Source organism: Bacillus timonensis (assembly GCF_000285535.1).
Classification (GTDB): domain Bacteria; phylum Bacillota; class Bacilli; order Bacillales; family Bacillaceae_L; genus Ferdinandcohnia; species Ferdinandcohnia timonensis.
Genome location: NZ_HE610985.1, coordinates 1,444,803 through 1,458,756 on the forward strand (window position 1 = coordinate 1,444,803; position 13,954 = coordinate 1,458,756).

The following is a 13,954-nucleotide window of genomic DNA, read 5'->3' on the forward strand; positions in this document are numbered from 1 at the left end:
TTCAACTTCCACTTACTAGCCACTTTCTGGATCTCCAACATATTTCAAGCTAATAATCACATTCATTTCAACTTCCTCCCTAAAAAGATTTTTATAGTAAACAACCTCTGGTTGCTGTACCAAAAAAGACACAAAAAGGGCATACCGCGCGCAAAAGCGATATGCCCTTAAAAGCATAAAAACACACGTCAGCATAGCGTGACCTGTGTCTTCTAGTGTAATTAACCATTCTGGTTTATCAAATGTTAGCTACAATAGGAAAGGTCACGAATTGTATAAAGTTAATAGGAAAAATATGTAGCTTTTTCATTTCGTAACCCTCCCTTCCATTTTATAGTAATCTTAATACTTTGTTAGATTAACACCATGGACAAGTTATTGTCAATCAGAATTTTTTTGATAAATTTTAAATTTGAAATTATCCCAAATATCGATGATACAGACTCTTTGCTACTGATATATCTTTTGTTCCGTGGATGAGAACACGTCCGTCTTTAAATACAACCATTCTGTTTGGACCTTGTGTAAAGGATACTAAATAAGGGTTCTTATCGACTTTTCCACCTTGTGCGATGAAAAGTTCTGCAAGAGAATCTAAATCTCTTTCAATTTTTTCACTTGGTCGTATTTGAACAGAATCTCTTCCACATAAAACTGCAGACTTTGTTTGATTTTCAAAAGATAAAAAAGGATAGGTTGGATCTGTTCCACAGGAAAGACAGCCTTCCTTCTTCACCTTATCAACCTTAATTGCGGTGTGTTGATTTTTCCATAAATCAAATGAAACAAGTTTGTTCCGAAGTGCATCGTAATCCTCAACTAATATTTTGAGTGCCTCCGTTACTTGATAGGCAACCACCATTTGTACTGCCGGACTAATAATCCCAACCGTATCACATGTGAGTCCTCCCATTGGGACTGTTTCTAAAAGGCAATGTAGACAAGGTGTCTCCCCAGGCAAAATGCAGTAGCTAATTCCATAACTTCCGACACATGCTCCGTAAATCCATGGTATCTTATATTTTTGTGAAGCATCATTAAGGAGCATCCTTGTGTCAAAATTGTCCGTGGCATCAATTATTAAATCGACACTATCAATGATATCTTCAATCTCTTGAATGGAAACATCCATTACATGTGCGTGGATATCAACCTCAGAATTTATTTTTTTCAAGCGTTCCTTAGCAGCAACTGCCTTTGGCAAACGATTGGCAGCATCTTCTTCACTATACAACTGTTGTCTTTGTAAATTCGTCCATTCCACATAATCACGGTCTACTATCGTCAGTTTTCCGATGCCGGCACGAACAAGTCCCTCGGCACTTCCTGTTCCAAGTGCACCAGCACCTACTATCAGAACATGTTTATTTCTAATCTTCTTTTGACCACTGATTCCAATGGGAGTAAATAACTCTTGCCGAGAATAGCGTTCAGTCAACACGTATCATTCCTTCCTTACAACTACATATCCCAATTCAAAATCTATTATCCTTAATCTTGAAAATATCGTAACACATCTTATTCCTTTTAATGAAGTGTCATGCCTCCCATACTATAAAATCGAAAGGATTTGCATGGCATAGTGCCCAAGCCAGAGCATAATCACAAAATAAAGGATAAAAATGATATCGAATTTGGATAAAGCGAGTACATAGTAAAACGTTCGTTTCTTTTGGTTTGTAAATCGTTTTGCTTCCATTGCTACTGCAATTCGATGGGCACGTCTAATACTTTGTGATAATAAGGGAATAGAATAAGCTTGTAGTCTAAAAAAGATAGAATTCAACCCTTTTTGACGCTCAACCCCACGAACACGCATCGCATTTTGTATGGTTTGAAACTCTTCAATCATAATAGGAATTAATCGTAACCCCGCCATAAAACTATATGCGTATTTGGGAGGCATCTTTAATTGCTGCATCAATGAATAAAAAAGAAAAACCGGCCTTGTAGTTAAAGCAAATGTTAAGCCTATCCCCGCAAAAATAATTCCTCTAAACCCGACAATAAGCCCTTTATATATGCTTTCCTCTGATATTATAATCAAGCCCCACTTAAACAGTACATTCTCTCCTTTCCCAAATAGAATCATAGAGGATGAGGTTGAGAGAAATATGATGAAAAATGGCAACGTTAGTAATAAGATTTTTTTAAAAGAATGTCCCGTGAAACAAAAAAATAAAATAAATACAACTAGCGAGGTGTGAATGAGTAGATAAAGATTATCAATAAATAATATAACTATACATAAACTGACTACTACCAACAGCTTTATACTGGGATTAATTCTATGTAGCCATGTTTCTTTACTTAACAGCTCCATAAATAGTTTCCTTTCTCCCTTTAAACAGACACGATGGTATGGTGAACCTTTGACTTTTTTACCATTTCATCTTTTATCAATTCTCCATTGTCTATTGTCCAAACCCTTGTCGCAAAGTACTCTTCAATTTTCATGTCATGTGTAACCATAATAATCGTCTTATTCTTTTGTCTGTAATATTCTAATAATGTAAGGAGTGCAAATGTATTTTTTGAATCAAGTCCAAATGTAGGCTCATCTAACAAAAGAATTTGCTGACCCCTCACGATTGAGGCTGCTACACTTAATCTTCTTTTTTGCCCCATTGATAACTGATAAGGATGTTTATCTTTATGCTTCGTGAGGTGAAAGGTTTGTAGTAGTTCCTCTACCGTTTCTGCTATTTCTTGTTCGTCCTGTTTTTCAATTCTTAATGAAAATGCAATTTCCTCAAAAACAGAGTTTGTGATAAATTGAAGCTCAGGGTTTTGAAAAACAAAGGTCATCAATCTGTTCAGCACTTTACCATTTGTAATTGTCTTTCCATATAGCGAATAATGCCCTGTTGTCTTAATGAACTGCATGAGTGAGTGTAGTAAAGTACTTTTTCCAGCACCATTCTTCCCTTTTATCACAATCCACTCCCCTGTGTGAACCTTGACATCATTTACACAAATTTTTTCCTTCGACTGCCTAAATCCCTTAAATTGTGTAAGGCTAATAACTGGAGGATTTTCTAGATTTGGACTACCTTGTTGCCCCCATTCAAAATCTTCTACGAAGTGATTCCATGCCCCAGGATACCAAATACCATATTCTTTCATGAACGTTTTATAATTTGATAAAATCTCTATCTTATTACCATCAGCAACGATTTCTCCAGTATCATTAAAAAGGATGATTCGGTCCACAAGTTCAAGAACATGGTCCAGCTTATGCTCCACAATTACTAATGTTTTATCGTCCCCGATTCCCTTAATTACCTCCCAAATCTCTTTTGTTCCAACTTGATCAAGCATGGCTGTCGGCTCATCTAAAAACAAAACATCGGGATTTAGCGCCAAAACTGCAGCTAAGGCTAAACGTTGTTTGTTTCCCCCAGACAAAGTCTGAATATTTGTATGGATATTTTCTAAGTTCAACCCAACCTGGTTTAAATGACTTTTAATACACTCTTCCATTTGCTCCCTAGGAATTTGTAAATTTTCCAGGACAAATGCAATTTCCTCATCAACAAATGGCATACAAAACTGAGAGTCTGGATCTTGAAAAACATAGCCCCATTGTAATGGCACCTGTAATTTGTTCAGTTTCATTGGTACTTCAATTGAGTTCGGAATAATCCCACTTAGTACTTGAAGGAGTGTTGATTTCCCACACCCGGATGGGCCGAGAAGTAAAATCTTTTCTCCCTTTTTGACATGACAAGATAAGTCCTTAAAAAGTAAGGACTCATCTCCCGGAAACTTTAATCGTAGTTTTTCTACATAGGCAATTGATTCCATTTTCGACACCCTTTTATTTTTGATCAAGTGCATCAAAGTCATTTTTCGATAGTGGGCGTACTAGATTCGTAACTCCCGTCATCTCTAACACTCTTACAAGGTAGTATGCAAATAAACCGGCAAATAGGATAGACCCAACAAATCTAGCAATTAGAAATAAAAGTAGATTCCACGCAACTAAATCCCCTATTTCTCCATAGGCCAAATCCATCATTACAGATCCCAAGCATGAAGCTAAAGCTGCTAACACAACCACAAACAGGTTATAGCTTTTATACCGAACTATCATAAATACTATTTCAGCAAACAGCCCCTGTACAACACCATAAAGAAGAACCGTTAGGCCCCATGGAGAACCTAATATAAATTCACCTGAAGCAGCGGCAATTTCCGCTAATAATGCAACTCCTGGCTTACGAATCACGAGATACGAAACAGTTGCGGCAATAAACCACATTCCATATAGAAATTGATCAGCATGAATCCCCATTGGCTTTACAATATAATATAAGGAGCCCCAAACTATATAAACAATTCCGAATGCTATTGCAATCACAATTGTGACCAAAATATCGGTTAATTTTAACCCTTTGTTCAAAAATAACACTCCCTTTCATCTTAAGTGATCATACAATTATTTGATTATGAACTGGCCAACCCTCCAAACGGTAGGCCATTTCCCAAAAGGAGTATTCATATTGACTACTAATGATAAAATGTTCCTTCATACGGTCCCGGTCAGCTTGCGTTTTTTTATCCGCTACTTCATTTATTCTATCAATCTGTTCTTCTACTAGCTCTTTGAACCAATCCCCTCCGTAGGCTGCAATCCATTCCTGGTAGATAGGTTCCTCTGGTTTACAACTTTTAAGCTTTTCTCCAATTTCATAATATAACCAGTAACAGGGCAATAAAGCAGCAATTACATCACCTAAATGCCCAGAATATGCGGCTCTATACAAGTGTGATGTATACGCGTAAGCTGTCGGCGCAGGTTTGAAGGTAGTTCTCTCTTCTTCTGTAATCCCTAGTCTCTCTGAAAAACTTTTATGCAACGCTAATTCAGCTTCATATGTACCTTGTGTATGAATTGCAAGCCGGTTTGTCGTGTGTAAATCATCTGCTTTTGCTGCACCTAATGCCTGCACCTTTGCAAAATGAGTTAAATAATAGGCGTCTTGCATAACATAGTACCGGAAGCACTTAATGGGCAATGTCCCGTTCCCAATTCCTTTGACAAAAGGATGATTAAAACTTGCCTCCCAAATGTCGTTTGCCTCTTTGCGAATTTCCTCTGAAAATAACATCTTTACTTTACCTCCCACATGTTATTTGCAAAATAAAAAACCACCTTCTCTACACAGCGTAGTGTAAAGAAAGTGGTTTAGAAGTAGACATAAAAAATACAAATAGACTATTTCCCCACTTCCCTACGCTGGTACAAACCAGATCAGGTTCTAAGGGTCTCGAGGTTATGAAAAATCAATCCTCAATCTCAGCCTTTTGTAAATGATTCAAGAAAACGACTCTGTATCATTTACCTTTCTTAAAGGCTCCCCTAGTGGAATTACAATTATTTATGCAATTTTCTCATTTCTAATCATAACATGCTGTAAAAGTTAATCAAGACCTTTTTTTACGTTCAACTATTCTTCTACATAAACAGCAGTACCATAAGCAATAATTTCAGAGGCATTTTGCATGACCGATGAGGTTTGTAGACGCATCCCAATAATTGCATTTGCACCCTTTGTTTTCGCATCATCTACCATTCTGCCAATTGCTTTCTGACGAGCTTCTTTTAACATTTCTGTGTAATCGGAAATTTCTCCTCCAACAATTGTCTTCAATCCTGCCATGATATCTTTGCCAATGTGCTTGGATTGAACTGTACCTCCTCTTACAAATCCCTTTAATTCTTTAATCTCTTTACCGGGTACAAAATCAGTAGTCACGATAATCATTTTCGTCATCCTCCTCTTTCTCACGTTTTCGTTCCCAAACTAATAGGGCAAATAATAGAACAATGGCAACCATGTAAAATGCATAAAACGTCAGCGCCTTTGAAATATCAATAAACAAAAATACAATGCCTACGATTTGTCCTACAATGGCTATCATCAATACAATATATTTCGCAATATTCCTCATCATTCCCTACCTGCTCTACGTCGATAGATTTTTCTTGCAAATATAAGATAAAAAACAATAGGCATTGGAGTTTGAATTAATCCCCAAATTCCCCAAAACCAGTAATTATGTCCCCGCTTTCTTGCGTCTAAAAACAGCCAAAAACTTTGAATGAGAAGTATGACTACGATTACTATCCAAAACTTGATATCATACGTCTTCATGTACCCATCACCCGTTTCCGATAACGGTAAAAGCTATAAATAGGAAAGCTGATTGTTGCAATACCCTGAATGATGATAAAGGCAGTCGGCAATTGAAAAAATGCCGTGATTAGGCCAGTCATAATGAACAAAGCAATTAAAATAAATCTAGATAGATCTCGCCTAAATTTCTTCTTTTGTTTTTGTTGTTCTACCGCGACCATTTGTTCAAATACCTGTAGATCAGGAGTGAAAACCGAATAATGGTGATCTATTTTAGCCAGTGCCTCATTTATTTCTTGAATCGTTTCTGGATCCTCTTCATGTCGTTGTTCGTTCTTTAGTAGGATTAGTTTGTTTTTCCTCATTGGGCCTCAACTCCTTTCTTACTGTTTGGATTCCATTATGTATTCTTGATTTAACAGTACCAATGGCGATATGAAGCATTTCTGCAATTTCTTCATACGAATAGCCATAATAATGTTTTAGAACAATTGGAATCCGAATTTCATCAGAAAGTCTACCAAGTGCATTAAGGACATCATTCCAATCCTCTGACTGATTTTCAAATTGCCACTTCATTTTACGTAATGCCTGTTCTTGTTGCTGAAAATTTTGTTCGCGTTTCTTTTTACGGAGATCGTCAATGTATAAGTTTGTCGCAATTGTTATAAGCCATGAGGAGAATTTTGCTTTACCGTTATACATTTTGATTTTTTCCATACTCTTCATCATCGCTTCCTGTGCTAAGTCTTCAGCCGTATCAGGCTTCATTGTAACTTTTATTAAGTATTTTACTAAAAAAGGATAATGCTCCTTAAAAAGCATCGCAAACGCGAGTGAATCACCACGCTTTGCACTGCGAATTAGTTCCTTTTCATCCATGCAATGAATTCTCCCCCAAGAAGATTTGGTCATCTTTATTTTGTTAATAATACGAATAAACCAATCAAAAAGTTCACTTCAGCTAAAATTTTTTTATTAAGTTCATTTTCCCCAGTTTAACAAAGAAAAGCACAAGGCGTTCGCTAATCGGCGGCAATCATAAGTAAAGCGCTAACTGAAAGCGCTTGGCTTGCCAGAGAGCCGATGGACCGTGGAGCTAGACACCCAAAAAAAGAAGCCAGAACCATAGGTAGGTCTGGCTTCTTTTTCAAAAAATCATTGATTATCTGTTGCTTCATTTTTTCTAGATTGGACTAGTTCATCAGTTAAATTATCGATGCTGTTTCTCACATTTCCTTTACCCGATAGGTTTTCAATAATTTCTTTTACATCAATACCTGATGATGCTTTTAACGATTCTTGAAGAGTTGACATTAGGTTTGTCGCATAACCGGTTACTTTGTTTGCACCACTATTTTCCCCGCTACTGCCAGTATCCACAACCGTAATCTTATCAATATTTGATAATGGTGCAGCGACTTCTTTTGCATATTGAGGTAGCATTTTAATAACCATATCTAGGATAGCTGCTTTTCCATACTGTTCGAATGCTTCGGCAATTTTTTGTTTTGCTTCCGCTTCAGCAAGACCTTTTAAGCGAATAATATCTGCTTCAGATTCCCCTTGTGCACGCTGGGCTTCTGCTTTTGCTAAACCATCGATACGAATCTTCTCGGCTTCGGCTTTTGCCATGGCTTCGATTCGATATTTATTTGCATCTGCTTCTGCCAATTGTTTCGCCTTTTCTGCTTCTGCCGCTTGAACAACTGCATAACGATCAGCATCCGCTTTCTTCTTAACCTCTGAATCATATTGCTTTTCACGACGTAAAATTTCTTTTTCTTCGAGCTCAATTTGTTTCTGTCTTTCAATAATCTGTATTTGCATTTGCTGCTCAGTAACCTCTTGTTTTGCTCTAGCTTCTTCTAAGTGGTAGGCTTGGTCAGCACGCGCTTTTGCGATATCCTGCTCTCTTCGGAACTCGGCAATTTTCAATTGGTTAATCTTTTCTGCTTCCGCAACCTCTGTAGCACGCTCTAGCTCTGACTTCTGTGCTTCTTTCTCTGCTTCGGCACGTTTGATTCTTGTTTCTTTTTCAGCTTCTGCAGTTGCAATGTCTGCATCACGTTTAACTTGAGCAATTCTTGGCTTACCTAATGAATCAAGGTAACCGTTCTTATCACGAACATCCTTGATAGTAAATGAGACAATGATAAGACCCATTTTTGCTAAGTCCTGTGATGCAACTCGTTGTACCTCTTGAGAGAACTTATCACGATTTTTATAGATTTCTTCAACGGTCATTGACCCAAGAATTGAACGAAGATGACCTTCTAATACTTCTCTTGCTTCATTTTCTCTATCTTCTTTTCGTTTACCTAAAAATTGCTCTGCAGCCGTTGCAATTTCAGAAATAGATCCGCCGATTTTAATGATTGCTGTTCCATCGGCCATTACTGGTACACCTTGCTCTGTATATACTTCAGGTGTTTGAACATCAAGTTTACTAGATAAGAGACTTAATGGCTCAGCCTGTTGGAAAACAGGAAGTACGAATGTACCGCCACCACGAACAATTTTGATCCGATTTCCTGATTCATCCACGTGAACATTTTTTCCACCTAAATAGCTTCCAGTAACAATTAAAGCTTCATCGGGACCTGCTGTTCTATACTTTGTAACAAAAACCCCAATAAGTGCAAGAAGTAAAAATGCGACAACTCCTATAACAATCCATATTCCTGTTGTCATAGTTGATTTCCCCCTTTTATCGTCATATTTTGGTAAGGTAAGACGTAGACAACGCCTTCTTTACTATCTATAATAAGAACCTTTTCATCATAAGGAATTGGTTCGTTATTAAAGCTTTTTGCTGATTTTGCGATTGTTCCACTAATTCCTTCAATCACTACTTCACCGAAACCATCAACAGGGATTGAAGTAATGACTTTTCCAATTCGTCCTTTCAAATCCTCTTCTCTGTACACCATTGACTCTTCTGCAGAAGACAATGGAATTAATACGAAAACATTCAATAATGTAACTAAAATAAGTGCTAATACGAGTGAAATAACAAAAATTAAGAAACTATGAAAGGAAAGTATTTTTTCAAAAATATAACCAGATGCGCTTAAAAACGTGAGGAATGAAAAAATGAGTGTAGGGCTCAGAAAGCTGTCAGGGAAGATTCCTTCTAAAAAATCACCAAATAGGATAAATAGAAGAGTACCTATTCCACTTATAACTAGACCAGCCAGATAGATGGTTTGAATGTCATATCCGAATATTTCCATAGCTTCACCTCCATATTTAACATCAATTTGAAATTTTCTATACATTGTTATTTACGGAATAGAGATGAAGAAGGTTTCACTTTTCCAAAAAAATTTTCTAGTCTTTTCTAAGTATAGATTTACATGAATTCTTTTGTAATCCAAGCTTTTAAAATAAAACCAAACACAATATATGCAACCACATATCTCCAGTATATAACTAATTTTTCATTCTTTTTTTTGGACAATCCCTAACCCAATAATCCACCAAAAGACGGAGTAATCAGTGATTCGTTGTTTTAGTTGCCGATTTCTTTCACCTCACTTTCCCGCTTCTTATTTTCGTGACGTGCCCAAACAATCACAATCATGATATCGGCGATTGCTCTGCTCCTATCGAGATGGCTACTAATACAAAAGTTGGTGACGGTTTCCAACTATTGTTGCTTTCTACCTCCTTTTTCTTTTCAACTCTCTCCTTGTCCGCCTCAAAGGCTTCCTTAAAACTTTGATTAACCTCTGATTGCTCAGCGTTGGAGATTATTTTATTACTTGGCACTTCAAATTGGGAATAATATAATCCGATTCCAACTGCCAAAAGAATGAATAAACATACGCCATCCCGAATAGTACTCCTTTTTTCATGCGCACCCACTCTTTCAATTTTCATAAAGTAGATTCATAACCCTCTTTTTTAAAAAAACATACAAATTATTCCTAATCTTACAATACTCTACAACCGTTCTTGAATAAATGATTTTTTCATTATAGAAATTCATAAGTATTTCTTATGTGACATTCAATACAGGTTCAATCAAAAAAGAGCAAGCCCTTTTTTTTGGAACTTGCTCTTTAGTCATTATGTTTGTCTTTCTTGTGTTTTTTTTCTTCCTTTTTCCGTTTTTTCTCTTCTTCTTTATTTTTTTCTTTTCTTCTTTCTTCTTTTTCTCTTCTACCTTCCACTTGTCTTTATTATTGCCCTTCCCATTATCTTCCTTCCATTCATTCTCCTTCTTCTTTACAGGAGGCTGATAGGCTGGGAGATTAAATGAGCTAGGCGGTATATTACTCAATGACTGCTGCATCATTTCTCTAAAAATAGTAGCGGCTGTCGAACTTGTCGTTGTTACATAATGGTTCGCATCTGTCTTGTCATATCCAAGCCAAATTGCACCGACAAGTTCAGGTGTGTAGCCGACCATCCAAATATCTTTAGCACCATTTATGCCGTCAATGGATACCTGGGTAGAACCAGTCTTTCCAGCTACTTCTCGTCCTTCGATTTTTGCATTACGACCTGATCCGTTTTCAACAACACCCTTCAACATAAAGGTCATTCTTTTCGCAACCTCAGGGGTCGTAATTTGTTCAGGCTCTTCCTTCCATTCTGCAATCGTTTCGCCATTGGAGTCGACGATTTTTGAAATAGAATGTGCTTTCGTCTTTTTTCCTTCATTCGGAAAAGTTGTAAATGCTTCTGCCATATGAATCGGAGCAACACCCTTATAAAGGCCTCCTAGAGCAATACTTAAGTTTTGGTCATTTTCAGTAATCGGAAGGCCAAATTCTTTTGCTGAATCAATCCCAGTTTTAAGCCCAATCTCGTTTAAAAGCCACACGGCTGGAACATTATCAGAATTCCTTACTGCATCATACATCGTCACACTGCCTTTGAAGTTCCCGGAAACATTTGATGGCTGATAACCATTGAAACTCATTGGTTTATCTGGCAAGACATCATAGATGCTATATCCATGTTCAAGTGCTGGTGTGTACACAGCGAGCGGTTTAATCGTTGATCCTGGCTGCCTTCTTAATTGGGTCGCATGGTTGAAACCTCGAAACACATGCTCCCCACGCCCTCCAACTAGTGCACTTATTCCCCCAGTCTTAGGATCCACTAAAATTGCACCACTTTGTAACAATTGGTCTTCAGAGCTCTCAGGAAATAGGCTGTCATTTTTGAATACATTTTCTACAGATTCCTGCATATGAGGATCAAGCTCTGTGTAGATTTCCAAGCCGCCGGACATAACCTCGTTTTGGGTGAGACCATACCTTTCAATGGCTTCTTCGATAATATAATCAACATAATATGGATACTTTCCTTCATACGGATCAAGTTGTCTACCTTTGAACACGATTTCCTGTGACTTGGCTTCCTTCACTTGTTTAGATGTAAGGTATCCCTGGTCCTCCATCATTTGTAAAACAAGATCCCTTCGGTTAAACGATTTTTCCTTATTTATTAATGGATTCATCGAAGAAGGTGCTTTGATTAAACCTGCAAGAATTGCACCTTCACTAACTGTTAAGTCCTGAACCTCTTTGCCAAAATACGTTCTAGCAGCATTTTTTATTCCCCATGCACCTTCACCAAAATAAATTTGATTCAGGTACATTTCCATGATTTTCTCTTTTGAAAATGTACGCTCAATTTTTTGAGCAAGGAAGAATTCATCTATTTTTCTCGTCAATGTTTGTTCATGAGTTAGAAAGACATTCTTTGTTAATTGTTGGGTAATCGTACTTCCACCTTCGACGATTCCACCCGCTTTTAAATTTCGGAATAGTGCACGAAAAATCCCGATATAATCCACGCCAGGGTGATTATAGAATCTACGATCTTCAATGGCAATTACAGCATTAATGACGTGTGGCGGAATTTTTTCATAACGAACACCTTCAATTTTAGGTCCGGGAACCTTACTCGCAATCTCGCCATTTTTATCATAAATAAGGGTAGGTTCCGGTAATGGATTATTTAAAGCACTAACATCCTGAGAATTGATATACATGTTGAGTCCAACAGCAACGAATAGAATAAAAAGCAACCCTATCAATAGTATGATTTTACCTCTTCCCACTTCGGACAAAGACTTCTTGAAGTTTTTTCCCATTCGAACGCCTCCAGATGTGCACGTACTAAAATATCGCAAAATAGCGCTACATATATTTATTCGAACAAGAAAAAAATTTATGAGTATACAAACGGATTTTATTTCAACAAAGTGGAATGGATAAAGGTAGTCGAACTAATTTTTTAAAAATTTATTGATTCGGTTTGTTAGTTCAGTTCTGTCATAATTGCGGTATAGATTACTTGCAAGACGTACCGGGTCACCGAAAAAAAAGCGCTCATATAGGGTTTGTCTTGATCCGAATGCACTCATACAAAGGTCCCACGCAAGTCTAAAGAGCTTTACTCTATCAAATGAATTAGCGTTTGCGGCCTGTAAGTATTGATCAAGTTCAGCTCTTTTCTCACTTGCAAAATCTTTTTCAGTTGGAATTGATACTAGGCCACTCGCACCTAATAGCTGTAAAATCTCTGTAAAACGCGGGTATAGGCGAGGGTATAAATTTATTGCACTATAAAGAGGGTAAATTGCTGGGGCCATTGTACCCCATTTATCCATTTTCGCTTGAATTTCCGATGTTAACAATAATGCTTTCATAGTCTCTAGCCCAATAATAATTTCACTGATTTTTTCTTGAACATGCTGGTATCCGCCAATGTTAATGGTATCTACTAAAGCTTGAGCAACCCCTAGTAGATTTTCTGTTTTTACAACCTGTCTAGAAATTACCTGATGTAAAACCAATGGAAAAAAGCTTGTTTCGGCATACATTTTATTAGCACAATCAATACATCCATTCATAAAGATTCGTTCCCTTGGGACATGAACATTGTTGAAAACGATGATTGTATCCATTTCTTCAAACTTCGAGCTAAGTGGATGATCAAATTTCGATTCTCGATATGCAAATGATTCTCTGCAAAGAAAAGTTAATCCTTTCGTGTTACTCGGAATAGAAAAAGCAAAAGCATAGTCTTTATTAAACAATTGACCACCTGATGGAAAGACGATTAATTCATCCGTAATGCCACCTTGAGTAGCTAACAATCTTGCTCCATGTATAATAATCCCATCTGTTTTTTCATCTATAACCTTGGCTGCAATAATATTATCGTCGTCCTCCATATGAAAAAGAGAGCGGTTGGTTTGTGGATTAATAAAGGTGTGTGTAAATGAATAATCTCTTTCACATGCTTCCTCATAAAACCTACGGATATTTTTCACAAACTCAGGATTATTAGAAGAAAATAAATCGGCAGCAGCACTAATCGCCATTAAGGACGTATTCATATAATCCGGGGAACGTCCCATCATTCCAAGTGTGCTTTTTGCCCACATTTGAATCATGAGGCGTCTTTTTTCTAAATCTTCTTTGGTTTTTGGTTCTAAATAGGAAGTACCTATTTGATTACCAGTTTTAGAAGAGGTAAAGGTCATGATGTCTTGGATTGTCGGATCACATTGAAGGTCATAGAGCTTTGCCTGACTCTCCATAACTCCACGAAAGGCAGGATGCTCAGAAATATTCCCCTTCACTTTCTCTCCATCAATCCATATATCAGAATGAAGTTTATTAATTCTATCAATATACTCTTTGCCAGATATTACCCCAATTTTCAACACCTCCACAGGCTACTAACCTAAAATATGCTCCGTCCTATCAACATGTGAGACCATTTTAAAATAGAAACCTGTGAAAGGTTTGGTCGTACAAGAAAATTGGGCGGTGATGGGT

15 protein-coding genes and 1 riboswitch are annotated in these 13,954 nt (G+C 37.2%); all 15 genes read right to left on the minus strand.

Features of this window, described 5'->3' with window-relative positions; translation table 11 throughout:
* Positions 1–418: 418 nt before the first annotated feature.
* The 15 genes from BTHG_RS07485 to hpaB all read right to left on the minus strand — a co-directional run bounded on the left by BTHG_RS07485 (position 419) and on the right by hpaB (position 13,839).
* Positions 419–1,438 carry a thiazole biosynthesis adenylyltransferase ThiF gene (locus tag BTHG_RS07485; RefSeq protein ID WP_010283563.1) on the minus strand — a complete coding sequence of 340 codons (1,020 nt, stop codon included), beginning with the start codon at positions 1,436–1,438 and terminating at the stop codon, positions 419–421.
* Between the two features lie 114 nt (positions 1,439–1,552).
* A complete protein-coding gene (locus BTHG_RS07490) occupies positions 1,553–2,323 on the minus strand; it encodes an energy-coupling factor transporter transmembrane component T family protein (RefSeq protein ID WP_010283564.1) in 771 nt (256 codons plus the stop codon).
* Positions 2,324–2,343: 20 nt separating this feature from the next.
* On the minus strand, positions 2,344–3,807 hold the full coding sequence (locus BTHG_RS07495; RefSeq protein ID WP_010283565.1) for an ABC transporter ATP-binding protein: 1,464 nt from the start codon (positions 3,805–3,807) through the stop codon (positions 2,344–2,346).
* Positions 3,808–3,820: 13 nt separating this feature from the next.
* Positions 3,821–4,405, minus strand: a complete 585-nt coding sequence (locus BTHG_RS07500) for an ECF transporter S component (protein ID WP_010283566.1) — start codon at positions 4,403–4,405, stop codon at positions 3,821–3,823.
* Between the two features lie 28 nt (positions 4,406–4,433).
* Positions 4,434–5,114, minus strand: coding sequence for a thiaminase II (gene tenA, locus BTHG_RS07505; RefSeq protein ID WP_010283567.1), 681 nt, complete (start codon positions 5,112–5,114; stop codon positions 4,434–4,436).
* A 103-nt stretch (positions 5,115–5,217) separates the two neighbouring features.
* Positions 5,218–5,377: riboswitch (TPP riboswitch) on the minus strand.
* Positions 5,378–5,453: 76 nt separating this feature from the next.
* On the minus strand, positions 5,454–5,771 hold the full coding sequence (locus BTHG_RS07510) for a YbjQ family protein (RefSeq protein WP_010283568.1): 318 nt from the start codon (positions 5,769–5,771) through the stop codon (positions 5,454–5,456).
* Positions 5,752–5,961: a hypothetical protein gene (locus BTHG_RS07515; protein WP_026021733.1), complete on the minus strand. Its 210-nt coding sequence runs from the start codon at positions 5,959–5,961 to the stop codon at positions 5,752–5,754. The genes BTHG_RS07510 and BTHG_RS07515 overlap by 20 nt, the downstream gene beginning before the upstream one ends.
* Positions 5,958–6,161 carry a hypothetical protein gene (locus BTHG_RS07520; protein ID WP_010283570.1) on the minus strand — a complete coding sequence of 68 codons (204 nt, stop codon included), beginning with the start codon at positions 6,159–6,161 and terminating at the stop codon, positions 5,958–5,960. Before BTHG_RS07520 ends, BTHG_RS07515 begins: the two co-directional genes overlap by 4 nt.
* Positions 6,158–6,508, minus strand: coding sequence for a YxlC family protein (locus tag BTHG_RS07525; protein WP_010283571.1), 351 nt, complete (start codon positions 6,506–6,508; stop codon positions 6,158–6,160). Before BTHG_RS07525 ends, BTHG_RS07520 begins: the two co-directional genes overlap by 4 nt.
* Complete coding sequence (sigY, locus tag BTHG_RS07530; RefSeq protein WP_010283572.1) at positions 6,462–7,025, minus strand: RNA polymerase sigma factor SigY; 564 nt, start codon at positions 7,023–7,025, stop codon at positions 6,462–6,464. Before sigY ends, BTHG_RS07525 begins: the two co-directional genes overlap by 47 nt.
* 276 nt (positions 7,026–7,301) lie before the next feature.
* The gene (locus BTHG_RS07535) at positions 7,302–8,837 is read right to left on the minus strand and encodes a flotillin family protein (RefSeq protein WP_010283573.1); all 1,536 of its coding nucleotides are present in this window, start codon (positions 8,835–8,837) and stop codon (positions 7,302–7,304) included.
* Positions 8,834–9,379: an NfeD family protein gene (locus BTHG_RS07540; protein WP_010283574.1), complete on the minus strand. Its 546-nt coding sequence runs from the start codon at positions 9,377–9,379 to the stop codon at positions 8,834–8,836. The genes BTHG_RS07535 and BTHG_RS07540 overlap by 4 nt, the downstream gene beginning before the upstream one ends.
* 346 nt (positions 9,380–9,725) lie before the next feature.
* Positions 9,726–10,028 carry a hypothetical protein gene (locus tag BTHG_RS07545; RefSeq protein WP_010283575.1) on the minus strand — a complete coding sequence of 101 codons (303 nt, stop codon included), beginning with the start codon at positions 10,026–10,028 and terminating at the stop codon, positions 9,726–9,728.
* A gap of 118 nt (positions 10,029–10,146) precedes the next feature.
* Positions 10,147–12,258, minus strand: coding sequence for a transglycosylase domain-containing protein (locus BTHG_RS07550; protein WP_010283576.1), 2,112 nt, complete (start codon positions 12,256–12,258; stop codon positions 10,147–10,149).
* Positions 12,259–12,393: 135 nt separating this feature from the next.
* Entirely contained in the window at positions 12,394–13,839 is a 1,446-nt protein-coding gene (hpaB, locus tag BTHG_RS07555) for a 4-hydroxyphenylacetate 3-monooxygenase, oxygenase component (RefSeq protein WP_010283577.1), read from the minus strand.
* Between the last annotated feature and the right edge of the window lie 115 nt (positions 13,840–13,954).

Coding starts and splice junctions, on each gene's coding strand:
- BTHG_RS07490 (WP_010283564.1), bottom strand. CDS start 2,323: ATGGAGCTGTTAAGTAAAGAAACATGGCTACATAGAATTAATCCCAGT.
- BTHG_RS07495 (WP_010283565.1), bottom strand. CDS start 3,807: ATGGAATCAATTGCCTATGTAGAAAAACTACGATTAAAGTTTCCGGGA.
- tenA (WP_010283567.1), bottom strand. CDS start 5,114: ATGTTATTTTCAGAGGAAATTCGCAAAGAGGCAAACGACATTTGGGAG.
- BTHG_RS07510 (WP_010283568.1), bottom strand. CDS start 5,771: ATGATTATCGTGACTACTGATTTTGTACCCGGTAAAGAGATTAAAGAA.
- BTHG_RS07515 (WP_026021733.1), bottom strand. CDS start 5,961: ATGATGAGGAATATTGCGAAATATATTGTATTGATGATAGCCATTGTA.
- BTHG_RS07520 (WP_010283570.1), bottom strand. CDS start 6,161: ATGAAGACGTATGATATCAAGTTTTGGATAGTAATCGTAGTCATACTT.
- BTHG_RS07525 (WP_010283571.1), bottom strand. CDS start 6,508: ATGAGGAAAAACAAACTAATCCTACTAAAGAACGAACAACGACATGAA.
- sigY (WP_010283572.1), bottom strand. CDS start 7,025: ATGGATGAAAAGGAACTAATTCGCAGTGCAAAGCGTGGTGATTCACTC.
- BTHG_RS07535 (WP_010283573.1), bottom strand. CDS start 8,837: ATGACAACAGGAATATGGATTGTTATAGGAGTTGTCGCATTTTTACTT.
- BTHG_RS07540 (WP_010283574.1), bottom strand. CDS start 9,379: ATGGAAATATTCGGATATGACATTCAAACCATCTATCTGGCTGGTCTA.
- BTHG_RS07545 (WP_010283575.1), bottom strand. CDS start 10,028: ATGAAAATTGAAAGAGTGGGTGCGCATGAAAAAAGGAGTACTATTCGG.
- BTHG_RS07550 (WP_010283576.1), bottom strand. CDS start 12,258: ATGGGAAAAAACTTCAAGAAGTCTTTGTCCGAAGTGGGAAGAGGTAAA.